The 21,188-nt window shown below is 61.6% G+C and carries 17 protein-coding genes; 7 read left to right on the top strand and 10 right to left on the bottom strand.

From position 1 onward, the window contains the following. Positions 1-33: 33 nt before the first annotated feature. The 3 genes from edd to zwf are packed head-to-tail and all read right to left on the bottom strand — an operon-like array spanning position 34 to position 4,097. The gene (gene edd / locus ATN84_RS02360; protein WP_068879917.1) at positions 34-1,848 is read right to left on the bottom strand and encodes a phosphogluconate dehydratase; all 1,815 of its coding nucleotides are present in this window, start codon (positions 1,846-1,848) and stop codon (positions 34-36) included. A 60-nt stretch (positions 1,849-1,908) separates the two neighbouring features. Beyond that, entirely contained in the window at positions 1,909-2,604 is a 696-nt protein-coding gene (gene pgl / locus ATN84_RS02355) for a 6-phosphogluconolactonase (RefSeq protein WP_068880832.1), read from the bottom strand. 17 nt (positions 2,605-2,621) lie between these two features. Continuing rightward, positions 2,622-4,097 carry a glucose-6-phosphate dehydrogenase gene (zwf, locus tag ATN84_RS02350; protein ID WP_068879916.1) on the bottom strand — a complete coding sequence of 492 codons (1,476 nt, stop codon included), beginning with the start codon at positions 4,095-4,097 and terminating at the stop codon, positions 2,622-2,624. A gap of 245 nt (positions 4,098-4,342) precedes the next feature. On the opposite strand from zwf, the gene ATN84_RS02345 reads away from it, so the two are divergent. Beyond that, the gene (locus ATN84_RS02345) at positions 4,343-5,092 is read left to right on the top strand and encodes an SDR family oxidoreductase (RefSeq protein ID WP_068879915.1); all 750 of its coding nucleotides are present in this window, start codon (positions 4,343-4,345) and stop codon (positions 5,090-5,092) included. Here the strand turns inward: ATN84_RS02345 and ATN84_RS02340 are convergent. From ATN84_RS02340 to aceA, 6 genes are all read right to left on the bottom strand, one after another. Then, positions 5,089-6,375 (bottom strand): NAD(P)/FAD-dependent oxidoreductase, encoded by a 1,287-nt coding sequence (locus ATN84_RS02340; protein ID WP_068879914.1) that lies wholly within the window; start codon positions 6,373-6,375, stop codon positions 5,089-5,091. The two genes, ATN84_RS02345 and ATN84_RS02340, sit on opposite strands and share 4 nt — an antisense overlap. A gap of 49 nt (positions 6,376-6,424) precedes the next feature. Further along, a complete protein-coding gene (locus ATN84_RS02335) occupies positions 6,425-6,787 on the bottom strand; it encodes a four helix bundle protein (RefSeq protein ID WP_068879913.1) in 363 nt (120 codons plus the stop codon). Between the two features lie 87 nt (positions 6,788-6,874). Continuing rightward, the gene (locus ATN84_RS02330) at positions 6,875-8,308 is read right to left on the bottom strand and encodes a glutamine synthetase family protein (protein WP_068879912.1); all 1,434 of its coding nucleotides are present in this window, start codon (positions 8,306-8,308) and stop codon (positions 6,875-6,877) included. Between the two features lie 100 nt (positions 8,309-8,408). Further along, positions 8,409-8,834, bottom strand: a complete 426-nt coding sequence (locus tag ATN84_RS02325; protein ID WP_068879911.1) for a hypothetical protein — start codon at positions 8,832-8,834, stop codon at positions 8,409-8,411. Positions 8,835-9,153: 319 nt separating this feature from the next. Beyond that, a complete protein-coding gene (locus ATN84_RS02320; protein ID WP_068879910.1) occupies positions 9,154-9,390 on the bottom strand; it encodes an SMc00767 family acetate metabolism repressor in 237 nt (78 codons plus the stop codon). A 23-nt stretch (positions 9,391-9,413) separates the two neighbouring features. Next, positions 9,414-10,703 (bottom strand): isocitrate lyase, encoded by a 1,290-nt coding sequence (aceA, locus tag ATN84_RS02315; protein ID WP_068879909.1) that lies wholly within the window; start codon positions 10,701-10,703, stop codon positions 9,414-9,416. Positions 10,704-10,940: 237 nt separating this feature from the next. Between aceA and ATN84_RS02310 the strand changes: the two genes are divergently transcribed. The 5 genes from ATN84_RS02310 (at position 10,941) to ATN84_RS02290 (ending at position 17,033) form a co-directional block, all read left to right on the top strand. Next, a complete protein-coding gene (locus ATN84_RS02310; protein ID WP_068879908.1) occupies positions 10,941-12,356 on the top strand; it encodes a helix-turn-helix domain-containing protein in 1,416 nt (471 codons plus the stop codon). Between the two features lie 110 nt (positions 12,357-12,466). Further along, the gene (locus ATN84_RS02305) at positions 12,467-13,561 is read left to right on the top strand and encodes a polyamine ABC transporter substrate-binding protein (RefSeq protein ID WP_068879907.1); all 1,095 of its coding nucleotides are present in this window, start codon (positions 12,467-12,469) and stop codon (positions 13,559-13,561) included. A gap of 353 nt (positions 13,562-13,914) precedes the next feature. Next, positions 13,915-15,060: an ABC transporter ATP-binding protein gene (locus ATN84_RS02300; protein ID WP_068879906.1), complete on the top strand. Its 1,146-nt coding sequence runs from the start codon at positions 13,915-13,917 to the stop codon at positions 15,058-15,060. 14 nt (positions 15,061-15,074) lie between these two features. Then, on the top strand, positions 15,075-15,986 hold the full coding sequence (locus ATN84_RS02295; RefSeq protein ID WP_068879905.1) for an ABC transporter permease subunit: 912 nt from the start codon (positions 15,075-15,077) through the stop codon (positions 15,984-15,986). Positions 15,987-16,214: 228 nt separating this feature from the next. Then, entirely contained in the window at positions 16,215-17,033 is an 819-nt protein-coding gene (locus tag ATN84_RS02290; RefSeq protein WP_068879904.1) for an ABC transporter permease, read from the top strand. A 16-nt stretch (positions 17,034-17,049) separates the two neighbouring features. Here ATN84_RS02290 and ATN84_RS02285 read toward each other — a convergent pair whose 3' ends face one another. Beyond that, positions 17,050-18,930 carry an AsmA family protein gene (locus tag ATN84_RS02285; RefSeq protein WP_068879903.1) on the bottom strand — a complete coding sequence of 627 codons (1,881 nt, stop codon included), beginning with the start codon at positions 18,928-18,930 and terminating at the stop codon, positions 17,050-17,052. Between the two features lie 176 nt (positions 18,931-19,106). On the opposite strand from ATN84_RS02285, the gene ATN84_RS02280 reads away from it, so the two are divergent. Then, the gene (locus ATN84_RS02280; RefSeq protein WP_068879902.1) at positions 19,107-21,065 is read left to right on the top strand and encodes an acetoacetate--CoA ligase; all 1,959 of its coding nucleotides are present in this window, start codon (positions 19,107-19,109) and stop codon (positions 21,063-21,065) included. Positions 21,066-21,188 lie beyond the last annotated feature (123 nt).

Raw genomic sequence — 21,188 nt, 5'->3', positions numbered from 1 at the left:
CGGGACAAGCCCGAGGATGACGACGGAAGGCCCCTAAAACACCGATGCCCCCTGATCCGCCCGCCCGGCAAACTGGCGGAAGGCGGCGAAGAGTTCCCGTCCCGTGCCGAACTGGTTGCCCGAAAGATCGACCTTGTCCATCTCGCGGCCCGCCAGTTCCGCCGCGCTGATCAGCACTTCCAGCGTCCCCGCCCTCGCATCGAGCCGCACGATATCGCCGTCCCTGATCTTGCCGATTGGTCCGCCGTCGAGTGCCTCCGGTGTCACATGGATGGCTGACGGCACCTTGCCCGAGGCGCCCGACATGCGCCCGTCGGTGACGAGCGCGACGCGATGGCCGCGGTCCTGCAGGATGCCGAGCACTGTCGTCAGTTTGTGCAGTTCCGGCATGCCGTTCGCCTTCGGCCCCTGGAAACGGATGATGGCGATAAAATCGCGATCAAGCTTGCCCGCCTTGAAGGCCTCATGCAGCGCGGCCTGGCTGTCGAAGACAAGGGCAGGGGCCTCGACGACATGCCGCTCCGGCTTGACTGCGGAAATCTTGATGATGGCGTTGCCGATATTCCCGGTCAGCACCCGGATGCCACCCGTCGGCTGGAAGGCCTGGGTCGCGGGCGCGAGCACCTTTTCGTCGCCGCTCTTTTCCGGTGCGGGCTGCCGTGCCACGTTGCCCGCATCGTCCAGCATCGGCTCGATGGCATAGGGACGCAGCCCTTCGCCCCAGACGGTGCGCACATCCTCATGCAGCAGTCCGGCGTCGAGCAGCTCACGGATCAGGAAGCCCATGCCACCCGCCGCGTGGAAGTGGTTCACGTCGGCAAGGCCGTTCGGGTAGACGCGCGCCAGCAGCGGCACCAGATCGGAAATTTCCGCGATATCGCGCCAGGTAAGCGCGATTCCCGCCGCGGCCGCCATGGCGATCAGGTGAATGGTGTGGTTGGTTGAGCCGCCGGTGGCGTTGAGGCCGACGACGCCGTTGACGATGGAGCGCTCGTCGATCATCTCGCCGACAGGCGTATATTCATTGCCGAGCGCGGTGATGGCGAGTGCGCGCTTCGCCGCCTCCTTGGTCAGCGCGTCGCGCAGCGGTGTGCCCGGATTGATGAAGGAAGCGCCGGGCAGATGCAGGCCCATGATCTCCATCAGCATCTGGTTGGAATTGGCCGTGCCATAGAAGGTGCAGGTTCCCGGCCCATGATAGGATTTCGACTCCGCTTCCAGCAGTTCGGCGCGGCCCACCTTTCCCTCGGCATAAAGCTGGCGGATGCGCGCTTTCTCGTCATTGGGGAGCCCGGTGGTCATCGGTCCCGCCGGGATGAAGACGGCTGGGAGATGGCCGAAGGTCAGCGCGCCGATCATCAGGCCCGGCACAATCTTGTCGCAGACGCCGAGATAGACGGCGGCGTCGAACATGTCATGCGAAAGGCCAACGGCGGTCGCCATCGCGATCACGTCGCGCGAGAAGAGCGACAGCTCCATGCCCGCGAAGCCTTGGGTCACGCCATCGCACATGGCGGGCACACCGCTCGCCACTTGCGCCACACCGCCCGCCTCCCGCGCCGCCTGCTTGATCAACTGCGGGAAGGTCTCGTAAGGCTGGTGAGCCGACAGCATGTCGTTATAGGAGGTGATGATGCCGAGATTGGGCACCACGTCACCGGCCAGATCCGCCTTCTCAGCCGGGCCGCAGGCGGCGAAACCATGGGCGAGGTTGCCGCAGCCGAGCAGCGAGCGCTTCGGCTTGTTGGAAGCTGCCTGCCGCACGCGCTCCAGATATGCTTCACGCGTGGGCTTCGAGCGTTCGCGAATGCGGTCGGTGATTTCGAGAATTCGCTTGTCGGCGGACATTGTACTCTCCAAGAGCGGTTCGCTTCTTACCTTCCCCCATCAAGGGAAGGTGGCGCATCATCAAGCCCGGAACACATGCACGGGCGTCTGTGCATGGTTGAAGACGGCGCGGATCGGCATTTCCGTTTCCTCTCCCCCTTCCAGGGCGCGGGCGAGCACTTCCCGTTTGGCTTCGCCCTCGATGTGCAGGACGATGAAACGGGCTTCCGCGATCACCGGCAGTGTCAGCGTCAGGCGCGGTTCGCCGGCGCCTTCGGCCAGCATCGGCAGGACCAGCGCCTTGCCTTGCGCGTCGATCGCCTGATCGAGCCGGTCCCCGTCGGGAAAGAACGATGCCGTGTGCCCATCCGTTCCCATGCCGAGAATGACGACGTCGAACGGCCGGGGAAGCGCGTCGATGCGGTTCGCCGCCGCAATCGCGGCCGTTTCGGCTACCAGCGCCGGATTGTAGAGGCCGATGAATTTCGCCTTGCCGGCATTGTCCTTCAACAGATGCGTATGGACCAGCCGCTCGTTGGAGCGGCCGTTTTCGGGCGGTACGAAACGTTCGTCCACCAGCGTCACCGTCACGCAAGCCCAGTCGACATCGTGCTGCGACAGGGCCTCGAACAGCTGGACCGGCGTCGTGCCGCCGGAAACGGCGAGCACCGCCTGTCCGTTCGCGCGAACGGCTTCCGACAGCCGCGCCGCAATCTGCGAGGCGAGTGCAGCCGCCAGATCGGCGCCGCTCGCGAAGTCATGCCATTCAATCGCCATCGTCACCTTGTCCATGCTCACAGGCTGTCGTGCCATGTGCGGCCGTCGCGCTCGATGAGCGCGATCGCCCCCGATGGCCCCCATGTGCCCGCGGTATAGCCCTGCGCCTGCTGGCCGGTTTCCTCCCAGCCCTGGAGCATCGGGTCGATCCAGCGCCACGCCGCTTCCACTTCGTCGCGGCGCATGAACAGCGTCTGGTTGCCGCGCACCACGTCCATGATGAGCCGCTCATAGGCATCCGGGTTGCGCTCCTGGAAGGACTGGGCAAAGCTCATGTCCAGCGGCACGTGGCGCAGGCGCATGCCGCCCGGGCCGGGATCCTTGATCATCAGCCATTGCTTGACGCCCTCGTCCGGCTGCAGGCGGATGACGAGCTGATTGGCGATGACGCGTCCGGCACCCTCGCCGAAGATCGAATGCGGGATCGGCTTGAAGGTCACCACGATCTCGGAAACGCGTGTGGCAAGCCTTTTTCCCGTGCGCAGGTAGAAGGGGACGCCCGCCCAGCGCCAATTGGCGATTTCCGTCTTGATGGCGACGAAGGTCTCGGTATTGCTCGCCTGTCCCTCCAGTTCCTCGATATAGCCCTTGACCGGGCCGCCCGCCGAAGCGCCGGCCCGGTATTGGCCGCGCACCGTGAGTTCCTCGACATTCTGGCTGGTGATCGGGCTCAGCGAGCGCAGGACTTTCAGTTTTTCGTCGCGCACGCTGTCGGCGTCCATCGAGGGCGGCGCTTCCATCGCGACAAGGCAGAGAAGCTGAAGCATGTGGTTCTGGACCATGTCGCGCAGCGCGCCGGCCTTGTCGTAGTAACCGGCGCGGCCCTCCAGCCCGACCGCTTCCGCCACCGTGATCTGCACATGGTCGACATGGGCGGAGTTCCACAAGGGCTCATAAAGCGCGTTGGCGAAGCGCAGCACCATCAGGTTCTGCACCGTCTCCTTGCCGAGATAATGATCGATGCGGAAGATCTGATCCTCGCGAAAGACCTTGCCGATGATATCATTGAGCGCCATCGCCGATTTCAGGTCGCGCCCGATCGGCTTCTCCACGATGATGCGCGTATCCGGCGTGATCAGGCCGTTGGCATCGAGATGGCTGGCGATATCGCCGAAAAGCGAGGGGCTGACGGCCAGATAGAAGGCGCGGATCTTCTCGGGCTTTTCCTCGATGAGCTTTTTCAGCGCTCCCCAGCCGCTTTCGGCCTTCACGTCCACTGCGACATAGGAGAGGCGCGCGAGGAAGATTTCGACCTCCTTCTTGTCGATCTCCTCCGCCTTGACGTGCTCCTTGATGGCCGCGCGGGCAAAGGCCCGGTATTCTTCATCGGTCATGGGGGAGCGTGAAGCGCCGATGATGCGTGTCGGATCGCTCAGCTGCCCCGCGCGCTGGCGCTGGTAGAGCGCGGGGATCAGCTTGCGTTCCGCAAGGTCGCCGGTGCCGCCGAAGACGACGCAGTCGAAGGGCGCTACCGGTATGGTCTGGCTGGTCATGAGCTAGTCTCTTCCATTGATGGGCGGGAAGCCCGAGGATGCTCCATCTCAGGAGCGGGGTATAATCTAATCGATTTAAATACGCCAGTATCATTTCGGTGATCGTGGCTGTATGACGCGGGTGGATGGGGCATTGGATAAAATAACCTTCTCCGACGCATGACAAATCGCCCCCGTGAGCATATCTGGCAGGTTACGAAGACTTGAGGTGATTTCAAGGGATGCAAGAAATTAAGGAAACACGTATGGGACGTTTGAATGGCAAGGTCGCCATCATCACCGGCGCAGGCTCCGGTTTCGGTGCGGGCATCGCGAAGCGCTTCGCCGAGGAAGGGGCCAAAGTCGTTCTGGCCGATATCAATCTCAAGCGGGCGAACGGCATTGCGGGCGCGATCGGCGATACGGCCATTGCCGTGCAGGCCGATGTCTCGCGCAAGGAGGATATCGACGGCCTGGTCGCATCGGCGATGGATCGCTTCGGCCGCATCGACATCATGGTCAACAATGCCGGGTTTACCCATCGCAACATGCCGCTCACCGAGGTGAGCGAGGACAATTTCGATCTGATCTTCGCCGTCAACATGAAGGCGCTTTATTTTTCCGCCCTCGCCGTCGTTCCGATCATGGAAGGGCAGGGCGGTGGCTCGATCATCAACACGGCGTCGACGACGGCGCTGCGGCCGCGCGAGGGGCTTGCCTGGTACAATGCCTCCAAGGGCTGGGTGCTGAGCGCGACGAAATCGATGGCGCTGGAACTCGCGGCGAAGAATATCCGCGCCAATTGCCTCTGCCCCGTCGAGGGCGATACCGAGATGCTGAAGCTTTTTCTCGAAGAGGATACGCCGGAGCGGCGAACGGCCCTGAAGGAATCGATCCCGCTCGGGCGTTTTTCCACGCCGCTCGATATCGCCAATGCCGCGCTCTGGCTTGCTTCGGATGAGGCGTCCTTCGTCACCGGGACGGCGCTGGAAGTGGATGGCGGCTACAGCGTCTAAATCCTGTCGACCAGCGCATACCAGGAGAGCGCCAGGAAAAGCAGCGGCGCGCGCAAGCTGCGCCCACCGGGGAAGGGCGGGATGTTGAGATCCTCAAAGAGCTTCAGCCGCTCGCGGTTGCCGGCGACCGTTTCCGCATAGAGCTTGCCCATGAAATGGGCGAGCATCACGCCATGGCCGGAATAGCCGCCGGCCGAGATGACATTGGGCATCACTTCCCGCACGAAGGGCTTGCGCGGCAGGGTGATGCCGACGGAGCCGCCCCATGCATGGGTGATCTCGATATCGGCGAGCGCGGGATAGATCTCGGCGACCTGCCGGCGGATATGGCTGCTGATATCGCGCGGGTTGTCGGCGGTATAGGCCTCCCGCCCGCCGAACAGGAGCCGCCCGTCGGCCGAGCGGCGAAAATAGCGAACCACGAAACGTGAATCGTCGACGGATTCGCCGCCCGGCAGCACCGGGCTGTCCTTGCCGAGCGGCACGGTCGCGCCGATGAAGGAGCGGATCGGCATGACATGGGCGGCGCTGACGGGTTCGAGCGACCCGCCATAGGCGTTTACCGCGATCAGCCCCTTGGCGGCCGTCACGGTCCCTTTCGGCGTGGTCACCGTCACGCGGCTGTTTTCTGAGCTTATGCCGGTCGCTTGCGTATTCTCGAAGAGATGTGCTCCGGCATTCGCCGCGGCCTTGGCCGTTCCGACGACGAGCTTCAGCGGGTGGATATGGCCGGTTCCCTTGTCATAGGTACCGCCGAGATAGCGTTTCGAGCCGAGCCGCTCCGCCGTCTCCTTCGCGTCCATGAAATGGATATCCGGATAGCCGAAGCGTGATGCCATCAGTTCGGCATGGGCCTGGTAGTGCTTGAGATAACGCGGCTTGTGCACCACCGACATCTGGCCCGGCCTATAGTCGATATCGATCCCGTGCGTCTCGGCGAATTGCAGGAGATGCGCCTTGGCCTCCTCGGCGATATCGAACAGCGCCTTGGCGCGGGTGAAGCCATATTCGGCCTCCATATCTTCCGCCCATGCGCGTTGGCCGGTGTTGAGCTGGCCGCCATTGCGCCCCGAAGCGCCATCGCCGAACCGCGCGGCATCGAGCAGCACCACATCCACGCCGGAAGCGGCCAGATGATAGGCGGCCGAAAGCCCGGTATAGCCGCCGCCGATGATGACGATATCCGCCTGCCGCGAGCCGTCGAGCGCCGGATGCTCGGGGCGCTCGGACAAGCTCGCCTCGTACCAGGAAATGCCAGGCGAGATGGGGGATTGGTAGGACATGGCGGCTCCGGCTTAAGGGAGTAGGGGAATAAGGGAATAGGGGAGTATGTTATGGTTCGGATAGTTTGCGGATAAGAAGCCTCAGCAACTTTCCGACGCTTTCGCTCCTTACCATTATTGGATCGATCGCCTCCTTGGGGCTAAAACCCAGTCTCTCGGCCAGAAGCAAATGTGTTTCTACTTCCTTCAACGAGCCTTGTGCTATGCGCAAGAATTGTTGGTAGGTCTTGCGTGTTTCCCGGCCATATCCTTCTGCGATATTGGCCGGTATGGAAACGGCGGCGCGGCGTACCTGCCCCGTTAGCCCGTAAATCTCTTCACGCGGCCAAGACTCGGTAGATTTATATATCGTCGTCGCCAGTTCCATGGCCTGCTGCCAAGCCAAAATATCCCGATAAGAATTGATTGCCATAGCCGCGCCCCCGCATAATTCCCCTATTCCCCTATTCCCCTATTCCCCTATTCCCCTATTCCCCTACTCCCCTACTCCCCTACTCCCCTAAACATTGAGCAACAGATACTCCCGCTCCCACGGGCTGATGACCTCCATGAAGGTTTCGAACTCCGCCCGCTTGATTGCGGCGTAGGTGGTCGCGAAGGATTGGCCCAGTATATCCCTCAGCGGCTCGTCCTCCTCGAAAAGCGAGACCGCGTCGAGCAGGCCGCGGGGCAGGTCGATCTCGTCCTCGTTGACCGTGGTGCCGGCCGGCGCGTCCGGTTCGATTTTCTCCAGGAGCCCGATCAGCCCGCAGGCCAGTGACGCGGCGAGCGCGAGATACGGGTTGGCATCGGATGACGGTATGCGGTTTTCGACGCGGCGCTGGTTGGGGTCCGAGCGCGGTACGCGAAAGGCGGTCGTCCGGTTGTCATAGCCCCATTTGACATTGACCGGCGCCGAGGCGCCCTGAGTCAGACGGCGGTAGGAATTCACATAAGGCGCAAACATCACCAGCGCGTTCGGCACATGCTTCTGCATGCCGCCGATGAAATGATGGAAAGCGTCGCTTTCGCTGCCGTCATCCTTGGTGAATATGTTGCGTCCGGTCTTCTTGTCGATGATCGACTGGTGAATGTGCATCGCCGAGCCCGGCTGCCCCTGGATGGGCTTGGCCATGAAGGTCGCATACATCTCGTGCTTCAGCGCTGCCTCGCGGATGGTGCGCTTGAACATGAAGACCTGGTCGGCGAGCTCGATCGGATCGCCGTGGCGCAGATTGATCTCGAGCTGCCCCGCGCCCTCCTCGTGAATCAGCGTATCGATCTCCAGCCCCTGGGCTTCGGAGAAATGATAGATGTCGTCGATCAGCTCGTCGAACTCGTTGACGCCGGCGATGGAATAGCCTTGACCACCGCCGATAGGCCGGCCCGAGCGCCCGACCGGTGGCGCCAGCGGATAGTCGGGATCGGGATTCTTGCGCACCAGATAAAATTCGATCTCCGGCGCCACCACCGGGCGCAGGCCGAGCTTGTTATACGCGCCGATGACGCGGCGCAACACGTTGCGCGGCGTGAACTCCACCGCCCGTCCGTCCTGATGGACGAGGTCACAGATAACCTGTGCCGTCGGATCGCTCTCCCACGGCACGACGGAAAGTGTCGTGAGATCGGGCACCAGCTTCAAGTCGCCATCGTCTTCAGGATAGGAAAAGCCGCCGCCGTCTTCCGGATATCCGCCGGAGATCGTCGCCATGAAAACCGCCGAAGGCAGCGCGAGCGATGTGTTGGAGGTGAACTTCTTCGAGGGCATCATCTTGCCGCGCGCCACGCCCGCCTGATCGGGAGTGATGCACTCGATGTCCTCGATATCGCGCCAGGCCAGCCATTCCGATGCTTCACGCCAATTCTTCACGCCACGAAGCGATTTGACATAGGCAGGCGTCCGGCGGCGCTTGGTCGGGCGCGCCGGTCTCTTCTCGGGCATATCAGCAGGCATCAATCACCAGAAAATTGTTTCGTCGCGCCATGATATAGCATCGGCCCGAAAACCCAAATCGGTTTTCGGGATGCATGCGACGGATATTGGAAGGCCTGATTTACAGGCCGAAATGGCCCTTAAGCTCGGGCACCGCCTGAACCAGTTCATCGACCAGTTGCGGATCGGTCTGGCGCGCCTCGGCGATCACCTGCGATCCGGCTGCATTGATCTGCGCGGCGGTCAGCCCGCTTGCCTCCAACGCTGCCACGCCGTTGACCAGCGCGCCGACCTTTTCACCTGTAGCGCCGCCGAGCAGATGGGAGATGGTGCCGATAATTCCGCCGCCACTCGACTGTCCCTGCGCCATCACGTCATTGGCCGTGGCCAGCTGCTGCGCGCCGGGCATATTGGCGAAGATCTGCGCCGAGATCTGCGGCGATTCATGCTGAAGCACCGACAGGACGATCCCTGCGACCTTCTCCGCGACCTGCGGTTCGATATTGGCCTTGACAGCGACGTTGTCGATGAGAGTCTGTATAGCCATAACTTTCCTCGCGAAGCTCAGATTGAGGGTAAAGAATGCGTCATCTCTGCCATGCAAGCAATGACAGAAGCATGACATCGCAATATTTAGTTGATGTTTAGTAATGCCCGGTGATGGCGGCTTTTATTCTGCATTTTTTTGAACGAAAAACTCTCCGCAGAGGGCTGCGGAGAGTGGCTGGAAGTCGGGTATTGCAAGTGCCGGTGAGGGGCTCAACGTCCGTTGGTGACGATCACCGGGATGAGCAGATCTCCCCAGTTGCCGTCGCCTGCCCGCGTTGCCGCAGGCACGCAAAAGCAAGGACCATGGCGGCGTGCTGTTAGCGCCCGTTGGTGACGATCACCGGGATGAGCAGGTCTCCCCAGTTGCCGTCGCCGCCATGATGGCGGGCCGAGCGGACGAGCTCGACCGAAACGCCGGCCTCCACGGCCTTCATGACCGACTGGTTGAGGCGGTGCAGATCATTGGCCAGCATGCGGATGAGGCTCTGCTGGTCGGTGGTCATGGCGGAGGATTGTTCCTCCGCCCTTTCCTTGACGCGTGTAATGGATGCCATTGTCGTTCTCCTTTAAATCTTCATCATTCGGCAGCCGGACGGAACTGCGCTGCTTCGGTCGATTCCTTCATGGCGGTCGTCGAGGACTGGCCGCCGGTGATGGCGAGCGACACGGCGTCGAAATAGCCGGTGCCCACTTCGCGCTGGTGCTTGGTGGCTGTGTAGCCGTTGGCTTCGGATGCGAATTCCGCTTCCTGCAGCTCGGAATAAGCCGCCATTTGCCGCTCCTTGTAGCCGCGCGCCAGCTCGAACATGCCGTGATTGAGCTGGTGGAAGCCGGCGAGCGTGATGAACTGGAACTTGTAGCCCATCGCACCCAGCTCCCTCTGGAATTTCGCGATCGTCGCGTCGTCCAGGTTCTTCTTCCAGTTGAAGGAAGGAGAACAATTGTAGGCGAGCAGCTTGCCCGGATGCGCCTTGTGCACGCCTTCGGCGAAGCGGCGGGCCTGCTCGAGATCCGGTTTCGAGGTTTCGCACCAGATGAGATCGGCATGCGGCGCGTAGGCGATTGCTCGCGCGATGCACGGCTCGATGCCGTTTTTCACCTGATAGAAGCCTTCCGCCGTGCGCCCCGCATCATAGTCGACGAAGGGCCGGTCACGCTCGTCGATATCCGAGGTCAGAAGCTTCGCCGCTTCCGCATCGGTACGCGCGATGACCAGCGTCGGCACGCCCATGACATCGGCCGCCAGCCGCGCTGCGTTGAGATTGCGGATATGCGCGGCGGTCGGGATAAGCACCTTGCCGCCGAGATGGCCGCACTTCTTTTCCGACGCCAGCTGATCCTCATAATGGACGCCAGCCGCGCCCGCCTCGATAAACGCCTTCATGATCTCGAACGCATTGAGCGGGCCGCCGAAACCGGCTTCGGCGTCGGCGACGATCGGCGCGAACCAGGTGTCGACCGAGAGCCCCCCGCCTTCCGCCGTCTCGATCTGGTCGGCGCGCTGTAGCGTCCGGTTGATGCGCTTCGCCAGTTCCGGCGCGGCATTGGCCGGATAGAGCGACTGGTCGGGATACATCGCCGAGGCGGTGTTGGCGTCTGCCGCCACCTGCCAGCCGGAGAGATAGATCGCCTTCAGCCCGGCGCGCACCATCTGCATCGCCTGATTGCCGGAAAGCGCGCCGAGGGCATTGACGAAATCATCCTCGTGGATGAGCTTCCACAGCCGGTTCGCGCCCATCTCGGCCAGCGAATATTTGATCTCGACCGAACCGCGCAGCCGCTTCACATCCTCCGCCGTATAGGGGCGCTCAATACCGTCGAAACGGCCGTTCGGGGCGGTGGGGATGAGATTGTAAAAATCAGTCATAGTCTGGCTTCCTCAATGCTTCCGTTCAAAAATCAGAGACGTTCAGCGCCTTCTGCGTATGACGAGATTTACATTGCGCTGCAAAACAGGCGAGGAAATTCAGGAAATTCGGCGAGAAATACGGGTAACGCTGTCGAGGCTTTGACAGAGCGGCTCTGTCAATTTGTAAATATTGTAATGTTCCTTCGTTTAAGGCATGATGAGTGGAATTGTAAAAATGCTGTCAAAGGAAGCGGGATGGCTGAGCAGAAGATCTTCGCGGGCCCGCGTATCCGGCGCATCCGCAACGAGCGCGGCCTCACACAGACCGCGATGGCCGAGGCGCTCGGCATTTCGCCATCCTATCTCAACCTGATCGAGCGCAACCAGCGTCCGCTGACGGTGCAGCTCCTCCTCAAACTCGCTTCCGTCTACAAGCTGGAACTTGGCGCTCTCCAGGCCGAAAGCGGCGCCACAATCGCCGGGCTGAAGGAGGTCTTCTCCGATCCGCTGCTCGCCGGCGAGCTGCCGGGCGACCAGGAACTGATCGAGGTTGGCGAGGCGGCGCCCAATGCCGCCACCGGCATCGTCAAGCTCTACCGCGCCTATCGCGAGCAACTCGAGCGGCTTTCCGACCTCTCAGATCTCCTGGCGCAGGAGGGGCGTGAGACCTCGCTGTCGGCTGCGCGCCTGCCGCTCGACGAAGTGCATGACGTGCTGGAGCGGCGTCCCAACCATTTCCCGTTGATCGAGGAGGAAGCGGAAAGTTTCACGACACTCCTGAAACCGAGCGACGATCTGATGGGCGCGTTGAAGAGCTGGCTTCGCACGGAGCATGGCATTGCCGTGCGTGTGCTGCCCGTTGCCACCATGCCCAACTGGCGGCGGCGCTACGACCGGCATTCGCAGCGGCTGTTCCTGTCGGAAAGGCTGTCGCCTTTCGACCAGTTGCGCGAAGTGGCGATGGAGGCGGTCCTGATCCGCATGCAGGTGGCGATTGCCGCCGAGATCGAGAAACTGAAGCTTTCGTCCAGCGAGGCCCGCCGCATCGCCCGTTTCGAGCTTGGCCGCTATGCGGCTCATGCGCTGATGATGCCCTATCACGCCTTCCGGTCGGCGGCGCAGCGGGCGCGCTACGATATCGATGTGCTGCGTTCTCGTTTCGGTGTCTCGTTCGAGCAGGCCGCAAACCGGCTCACCACATTGCAAAGGCAGGATGCGGCGGGCGTTCCCTTCTTCATGCTGGAGGCGGATCATGCGGGAAATCGCTTCCGCAGGGCGGGTGCTCAGGGCTTTCCACAGGCGCGTTTCGGCGGGCAATGCCCGAAGCTGGCGATCTATGCCGCCTTCGCTCAGCCCTCGCAGATCCTGGTCGAGGCCGTCGAGATGCCGGATGGCGCGGCATTTCTCACCATTGCGCGCACGCTCGAAGGGCCGCAAGGCGCTTTCGACGAACGCCCGCGCCGCACGGCCATCCTGCTTGGCTGCGATATCGGCTTCAAGGATGGAATTGTCTACGGCGCGGCGTTGCCTGCAAGAGCGCCTACACCCATCGGCCCCGCCTGCCGTCTTTGCGAAAGGCAGGGCTGCCTTGCCCGTGCCGAGCCGCCATTGACGCGCCCGCTTGGTCTCGACGAGATGGTGACGGGCCTGAGTGCGTTTGATTTTCAATAAAATAAAGCCCGCAAGACCAGTTGACGAAATCCTCCCAATCTAAAAAAGTGCGGAAGAGCGGGGGCATTTTCTTGTATGGCCGCCGGGGTATGAAAATGGGAGTTTTCCGGATGAGGATCAAATCGCTTTTCCTGACGACCTGCCTGGCTCTGGCGGCGGCCGTGGCCCCGTCGGGCGCGCAGGAACGGGTGGTCAATGTCTACAACTGGTCGGATTATATCGACGAGTCCATTCTGGCGGACTTCACCAAGGAAACCGGCATCAAGGTGGTCTACGACGTCTTCGATTCCAACGAGATCGTCGAGACGAAGCTGCTTGCCGGCGGCTCCGGCTATGACATCGTCGTGCCGTCAGGCGAGTTCCTCGGCCGGCAGATCCCCGCGGGCGTCTTCCAGAAGCTCGACAAGGCGAAGCTGCCCAACCTCAAGAACATGTGGGACGTGATCCAGGAGCGCACCGCCGTCTACGATCCGGGCAATGAATACTCCATCAATTACATGTGGGGCACGACCGGCATCGGGTACAACAAGGCGAAGATAAAGGAAGCGCTCGGCACTGACGAGATCAATTCCTGGGATGTGCTGTTCGATCCCGAGAAATCGGCGAAGCTGAAGGATTGCGGCATCTATGTGCTGGATTCCGCCAGCGAGATGCTGCGCCCGGCGCTCAACTATCTCGGTCTCGATCCCAACTCGCCCAAGGCGGAAGATTTCGCCAAGGCGGAGGAGCTTTATCTGAAGATCCGCCCCAATATTCGTAAGTTCCACTCGTCCGAATATATCAATGCGCTCGCCAATGGCGATATCTGCATGGCGATCGGCTATTCCGGCGATATCTTCCAGGCGCGCGACCGTGCCGAGGAGGCGGGTCAGGGCATCGAGATCGGCTATTCGATTCCGAAGGAGGGGGCGCTGATGTGGTTCGACCAGATGGCTATTCCTGCCGACGCCAAGCATGTCGAGGAAGCGCATGAATTCCTGAACTACATCATGCGCCCGGAGGTCATCGCCAAGGCGTCCAACTATGTCTTCTACGCCAATGGCAACAAGGCCTCCCAGCCGCTTCTCGACAAGGACGTGATCGATGATCCGGCGATCTATCCCGACGAGGCGACGATGGCCAAGCTCTTCGTGCCGCTGCCTTACGACACCAAGACGCAGCGCCTGGCGACGAGGGCCTGGACGAAGATCGTGACCGGGCAGTGAGGTAAGGGTCGGCGGCATTTCCTCTCTATTATCGTCATCCTCGGGCTTGACCGGAGGATCCACGGCAAAGAAGCGAAGACGATATTATCATCCGCTTCTGGATCGTGTGATCATCAAGTGAGATATTGGGTTGCCGCTTGCTGGAGTGCGACGATGCAGTGGGAAGGTTTGGTTCCCCCTTGCCATGGATCCTCGGGTCAAGCCCGAGGATGACGTTGGTGGATGGGAAGGTCCGCTCTTCGACAAGCTGAGGAGGGCAGGGGTGAGCGAAGGCGGTCGATCGTTGGAACGTCACACATCCTTCGAAAACGCCATATCAGGCGCTGCCTATTTGGAATTGAGTGGGGAACCGGATGGAATCCTTTGGTAGTTTTCGCCGCAAATTCGCGCCTTGGGATGATCCGGCGGCAAAGCCTTACATACGGTTCGAGAACGTCACCAAGACCTTCGGCGATTTCACTGCCGTAAACGATCTTTCACTCGATGTCTTCAATCGCGAGTTCTTCGCGCTGCTTGGCGCCTCGGGCTGCGGCAAGTCCACGCTCCTGCGCATGCTGGCGGGTTTCGAGGAGCCGACGTCCGGCCGCATCCTGCTCGATGGGCAGGATTTGCGCGGTATCCCGCCTTACCGTCGCCCGGTCAACATGATGTTCCAGTCCTACGCGCTGTTTCCGCACATGACGGTGGAGGGCAACATCGCCTTCGGCCTGAAGCAGGACGGCATGGCGAAGTCCGAGATCGATGCCCGCGTCGGCGAAATGCTGAAGCTCGTGAAGCTCGAACAATTCGCCAAGCGCAAGCCGCATCAATTGTCGGGCGGCCAGCGCCAGCGCGTGGCGCTCGCCCGCGCGGTCGCCAAGCGTCCGAAGGTGCTCCTCCTGGATGAGCCGCTCGGTGCGCTCGACAAGAAGCTGCGCGAGGAGACGCAGTTCGAACTGATGGACCTGCAGTATAAGCTCGGTCTCACCTTCATGGTCGTCACGCACGATCAGGAGGAGGCGATGACCATGGCCGACCGCATCGCGGTCATGGACCACGGCCGCATCATGCAGGTGGCGACCCCGGCCGAGGTCTACGAGGCGCCCGCTTCCAAATTCGTCGCCGATTTTATCGGCAATGTGAACCTTCTGGAGGGCGCGGTCGAGAAAGCCGGAAGCGGCGAGGTCGAGATCGCGGCGGCGACACAGGGCCTCACCATCCGCGCCGATACCAGCAAGGCGCTCTCGTCGGGCCAGAACGTCTGGTTTGCCATCAGGCCTGAGAAGATCCGTATCGGCCGCGAGAAGCCGGTAGATGCCTCTTTCAATGCGGTCGAGGGCGAATTGTGGGACATCGCCTATTTCGGCGATATGACGGTGTTTCACGTCCGGCTCGACAATGGCGACCTGATCAAGGCGTCGAGCCTCAATGCCGTGCGCAAGGTCGAGAACCCCCTGACCTATGACGATCGCGTCTGGGTCAGCTTCGATACCGACGCCGGGCTGGTCTTGACGGCATGAGGGGGAACGCGGCCATGCAGAAGCTCATCACGGCCATTGCTGGGCGGCTCGTCATCGTGGTGCCCTATCTCTGGCTCCTTCTCTTCTTCCTCGTCCCGTTCTTCATTGTTTTGAAGATATCGTTTTCCGAAGTGGCTATGGCCATTCCCGCCTATCAGCCGGCCTTCGACCTGTCGCAAGGCCTTGCGGCCAATTTCGAAAAGCTTAAGAAACTTTCCCTCGATAATTACCAATGGCTTCTCGACGACGCGCTTTATTTCAAGGCCTATGTGTCGAGCCTTACCATCGCCGCCGTTTCGACTGTTCTGACGCTCCTTGTCGGCTATCCCCTGGCCTATGGCATGGCGCGCGCGCCATCGACGCTGCGCCCGACTTTGCTGATGCTGGTGATCCTGCCGTTCTGGACGAGCTTCCTGATCCGCGTCTATGCCTGGATCGGCATATTGAAGCCGGAAGGCCTCCTCAATCAGTTCCTGATGTGGGCGCATGTCATCGACACACCGCTCACCATTCTCAATACCAACACCGCCGTCTTCATCGGCATTGTCTATTCCTATCTGCCGTTCATGGTGCTGCCGATCTATGCATCGCTCGAGAAGATGGATTATTCGCTGATCGAGGCGGCGCAGGATCTCGGCTGCCCGTCTTTCACCGCTTTCTGGAAGATCACCTTCCCGCTTTCGATCCCCGGCGTCGTCGCCGGTTGCTTCCTCGTCTTCATCCCGGCGGTGGGCGAGTTCGTCATTCCCGATCTCCTCGGTGGATCGCAGACGCTGATGATCGGCAAGACGCTGTGGAGCGAATTCTTCTCCAACCGCGACTGGCCGGTTTCCTCCGCCGTTGCCGTGGTGCTGCTCGTCATCCTGATCGTGCCGATCGTGCTGTTCCAGCGTGCGCAGGCGCGCGCGCAGGAAAGCGGGAAATAGGAGGGGAACAGTTTCGATGACAGCATTAGGCGCCCCCCTCTGGCCTGCCGGCCATCTCCCCCGCAAGGGGGGAGATTGGCTGCCGCTACTCTCCGCGCCCATTCCGCAACGTTTGCGATTGGTGCCGAACGCCGATGACGGCGTGATCTCCCCCCATGCGGGGGAGATGCCCGGCAGGGCAGAGGGGGACGCTGTCCCGCCAGCGTTTCCACGTCAAAGGGATGCACGATGAACACCACCTGGTCGCGTTTCAACATCGCCTCGGTCGTTTTGGGCTTCGCATTCCTCTATCTGCCCATCGTGCTCCTGGTGATCTATTCCTTCAACGAATCCCGCCTCGTCACTGTCTGGGCCGGTTTTTCGACGAAATGGTATTTCGCGCTCTTCAACAATCGCGGCCTGATGGATGCCGCCTGGGTCACCGCCCGCGTCGGCGTCCTTTCGGCAAGCATCGCCACGGTGCTGGGAACGCTCGCGGCGATCGCGCTCACACGCTATACGCGGTTTCGCGGCCGCCTCCTGTTCTCCGGCATGATCTATGCGCCGCTCGTCATGCCGGAGGTGATCACCGGCCTGTCGCTGCTCCTGCTTTTCGTGGCAGTCAATTTCGACCGCGGCTTCTGGACCGTGACGTTGGCGCATATCACCTTTTCGATGTGCTTCGTCGCAGTGGTCGTCCAGTCCCGCCTCGTCACCTTCGACCGGTCGCTGGAGGAAGCGGCGATGGATCTCGGCGCGCCGCCCGTCACCACCTTTTTCAAGATCACGCTTCCCGTCATCCTGCCGGCCGTCATCTCCGGCTGGATGCTCGCCTTCACGCTGTCGCTCGACGATCTGGTGATAGCGAGCTTCACCTCCGGGCCGGGCGCGACCACTTTGCCGATGAAGATCTACAGCCAGGTGCGGCTTGGCGTGACGCCCGAGATCAACGCGATCTGCACCATCCTGATCGCCATCGTCGCGACGGGCGTCATCATCGCCTCGCTCATCAACAAGCGGCGCGAGGTCCAGCGCATCCGCGACGAGCAGGCGGCATTCCGGATTTAGGGAAGCAGGGCAAAACCTACTGCCCTATTCTCCTGGTCGTCGGTGAGATGAACGGCCGGTCCCAGGAGCCGCCGACGAAGAAATTGATCGGCTGCGGCGCTTGCGGCGCCGCGGCATTCTGATCCTGACCCTGGTTCTGACCCTGCGCTGCGGGAAACGCGATTTCGCCCGATAGCGCCAGGCTCTTATCGAGGAAGGGAACGATCCCTGCGAGCGTCAGGACGCCGTTGCCGGTCTCGACACGGGCATTTTCGAGCGTGGCGATGCCTTCCGCGATAGCCGCCTTCACAGTGAGCCGGTTGAAGCCGAGGGAAGCGTCCTGCTTGCGCTCGAGGGCAAAGAAGCGATCGGTGCGTGCCTTGTTGATGAAATCATCGAAATCGAAGCCCTTCATCTGACCTTGGCCCAGATCGAGCGAGATCGTGCCATTGGCGCTTTCGGGCAGCGAAGACCATTTCGCCAGCGGGCTTTTCATCAGGAGCGATACCGTGCCCTTGCCGCTCAGGAAGGGTTGTTTCACGCCGAGCGCTGAAGCGAAGGCCGCGCTGTCGAGATCGGTTCCGTTGAAGCGCAACTCGCCATTGGCGTTGTCGGCGTTTCCCGCGATCTGGATACTGGCCTGAACCGATCCGTTGAATGCCTTGGCATCGCCGATGTCGAAGATGGCCCGCCCGCCCTTCACCTGCACCGCGGCGGCGAGACCGGCGAGGCTGACCGGTCCGGCCGTGGCATTCTGGGCAGAGAGCCTGAGGTCAAGATCGAGCTGATTGATGAAGCGCGCATCGATGTCGTCATTGACGCCGTCACGTGGCAGCGGAATGAAGGCGGAGATCAGCGAGCGCAGGTCGAGCGTTTCGAAGGCGAGCGTTCCGTTGACCGCCGGCACCGGCTGTTCCAGCCCGATCTCGATCACGCCCTTGGCGGATTGACTGTCCGTCGTCAGCGCCACGTCGCTGAATTTCGCCCGCTTCGGCGTAAGCGTGACATTCGCGGCGAGTTCGACTGCGCCGATCATCGATGATCCGCCGGAGGAGCTCCGTCCGGCCCAGCGCATCGTCTCGCCGAGGGAGGGGGATTTTGCCGTCATCGCTCCCTCGAAGAACATGTTCTGCGAGATGTTGGCCTTGCCGTCGAATGTGAATGTCAGCGGCTTCGATGTCACGCTTGCGGTAATCGCGCTCATCCCGTTGGCGAGCAGGACCAGCGCCTGATTTGCCGTGAAATTGATCTCCGCCGCTTCTCCGCGCCAGTTGGCGCGGCCGCGAAAACTCGCTGGGCTGGATGTTTGCGGCCAGTCAAGCGTGCCGTTGATGTCGGAGACCTGCTCTTCGAGCGGCGATCCGAAGCGGCGATAGGCAAGCGATCCGTTCTCGATGACGATACGGCCGAAGGGCTGCGAGGCAAGTTGATCCACCTTCGGCTCGTTGGGATTGTCGGCCACCAGCCTTTTGGCGGTGCGGATGACCAGGCCGAGCCGCCCTTGCGAATTGGCCGCTGCCGTAAACAATTGCGGCAGGTCGGTTATCGGCTCGTTCAGCCTGAAGCGCGGATGGACGATGCGCGTTTCAGAAAACGAGATATGCCCCATCAGGGCTTCGAGCGGCGAAAGCTGCACGTCTATGCGATCGGCGCTCATCACCGGCTGTTGGCCGCTCTGGCCGAGCTTGCTCAGGGTGACATCACTCAGCGACGCCTGGAAAACCGGAAAGACGGTCAGCCGCGGCGGCTGGCGCAGCTCGACGCTATATCCCGTCCATGCGCTGATTTCCTGTGCCAGCCTGATGCGGATCGCGTCGGTGGAGACGATGAAAGGCAACGCCGCGATGACTGCCGCCACGGCCGCCGCCGCAAGCACAATGATCGCCAGAATGGGGCGCAGCAGTCGAGGCCAGGACATCAGGCGCAGTCCACCAATGAAATGTTCGCCATTCCGTTTAAACCAGCTATGCGGCAATTCAAGGCTTTGCTGATGTTATTCCATAAAATTGGCTGAAATTTCAGTCGGATCGCATTTTTCGGCTTGCCGCCGCTTCGTGGTGCGGTGCAACATGCCGCCAGTCTGAGGAGGAGCATATGACAATAAAAAGACCGTTGTGGGCGCCGGACGATTCCGCGATTGCCGCAAGTCCGCTGACCGCGTTCATGAAAGCCGCGCGGGCGGCAAGCGGACGGGCGATCCCCGACTACGATGCCTTGCACGCATGGTCCGTGGAGGACAGGGAGGGCTTCTGGTCGCTCCTTTGGGACTGGAGCGGGATCGTCGGCGAGAAGGGTGAGAGAATTCTCGTCGACGGCGATCGCATGCCTGGCGCGCAATTCTTTCCCGATGCGAAATTGAACTTCGCGGAAAACCTGTTGCGCCACGGCGGGGACGGGGACGCGCTGGTCTTCCGTGGCGAGGACAAGGTGGAGCGCCGCCTGTCCTGGGATGAACTGCGGGCGCTGGTATCGAGGCTCCAGCAGTTTCTGCGCGCCGCCGGTGTCCGGCGCGGCGACCGCGTCGCGGCGATGATGCCGAACATGCCGGAGACGATCGCCGCCATGCTGGCCACCGCGTCGCTCGGCGCGATCTGGTCGTCCTGTTCGCCCGATTTCGGCGAGCGCGGTGTGCTCGACCGTTTCAGCCAGATCGAGCCGTCAATCTTCATCGCCTGCGACGGCTACTGGTATAATGGCAAGCGGATAGAGGTGGCGGAGAAGATCGCCGCCGTCGCCCGGCAACTGCCTTCCGTGCGCAAGGTGTTGGTCGTTGATTATCTGAGCGAGGCCGACGAGGTCGCGAAGGGCGTTCCCAACGGCGTTTCGCTCGGCGCGGCCATCGCGCCTTTCACGGCCGGCGAGATCAGTTACGACCGTCTGTCGTTCAATCACCCGCTCTATATCCTGTTCTCGTCGGGGACGACGGGCATCCCGAAATGTATCGTCCACACGGCTGGCGGCGCGCTCCTCCAGCATGTCAAGGAACACCGCCTGCACGGCGGTGCCAAACCGGGCGACCGGGTGTTCTATTTCACCACCTGCGGCTGGATGATGTGGAACTGGCTGGTCTCGGGCCTCGCCTATGGCGCGACGCTGCTTCTCTATGACGGCTCGCCCTTCTATCCCGATGGCAACGTGCTCTTCGACTATGCCGATGCGGAAGCAATGACCTATTTCGGCACCTCGGCGAAATTCATCGATGCCGTCCGCAAGGCCGGGTTGAAGCCGATCGAGACGCACGATCTTTCGACGGTGCGCACCATCTCCTCGACCGGCTCGCCGCTCTCGCCGGAGTGTTTTCAATTCGTCTATGACGGGATCAAGCGGGATGTGCATCTCGCCTCCATTTCCGGCGGCACCGATATCATGGCCTGCTTCGTGCTCGGCGTGCCGGTCAAGCCTGTCTGGTCCGGCGAGATCCAGGGGCCGGGATTGGGCATGGCGGTCGACGTCTGGAACGACGATGGCAGGCCGGTCAGGGGCGAAAAGGGCGAACTGGTTTGCACACGGGCGTTTCCCTCGATGCCGCTCATGTTCTGGAACGATCCTGATGAGGCGAAATACCGTGCTGCCTATTTCGAGCGTTTCGACAATGTCTGGTGCCATGGCGATTTCGCCGAATGGACGGAGCATGGTGGCATCATCATCCATGGCCGCTCCGATGCCACGCTCAATCCTGGCGGGGTGCGGATCGGCACGGCGGAGATCTACAATCAGGTCGAGCAGATGCCGGAGATCGTCGAGGCGCTCTGCATCGGCCAGGATTGGGAGGGCGATGTCCGCGTTGTGCTCTTCGTGCGGTTGGCCGATGGTGCCGTGCTCGACGAGAGGCTGATTGCCGCGATCAAAAACAAGATCCGTACCGGCGCCACGCCGCGCCATGTGCCGGCGAAGATCGTCGCCGTGGCCGACATTCCCCGCACCAAATCGGGCAAGATCACCGAGCTCGCCGTTCGCGATGTCGTGCATGGCCGCGAGGTCAAGAACAAGGAGGCGCTCGCCAATCCGCAGGCGCTGGAACTCTATCGTGATATCGCCGAGCTCACGTCGTGAAGAGATATGCTTGATAAAGGATTGCGGCGATGTTTACCGCATTTTTACGGGGCGATATTTTTTCGTAAAGATTTTGGCGATCCATTAAGGACTTGTTAGGGAACTTCGCGCGATAAGGGCTTT

This window comes from Paramesorhizobium deserti (genome assembly GCF_001558695.1).
GTDB classification, from domain to species: domain Bacteria; phylum Pseudomonadota; class Alphaproteobacteria; order Rhizobiales; family Rhizobiaceae; genus Paramesorhizobium; species Paramesorhizobium deserti.
This window is presented reverse-complemented; position numbering and strand designations above follow the sequence as displayed.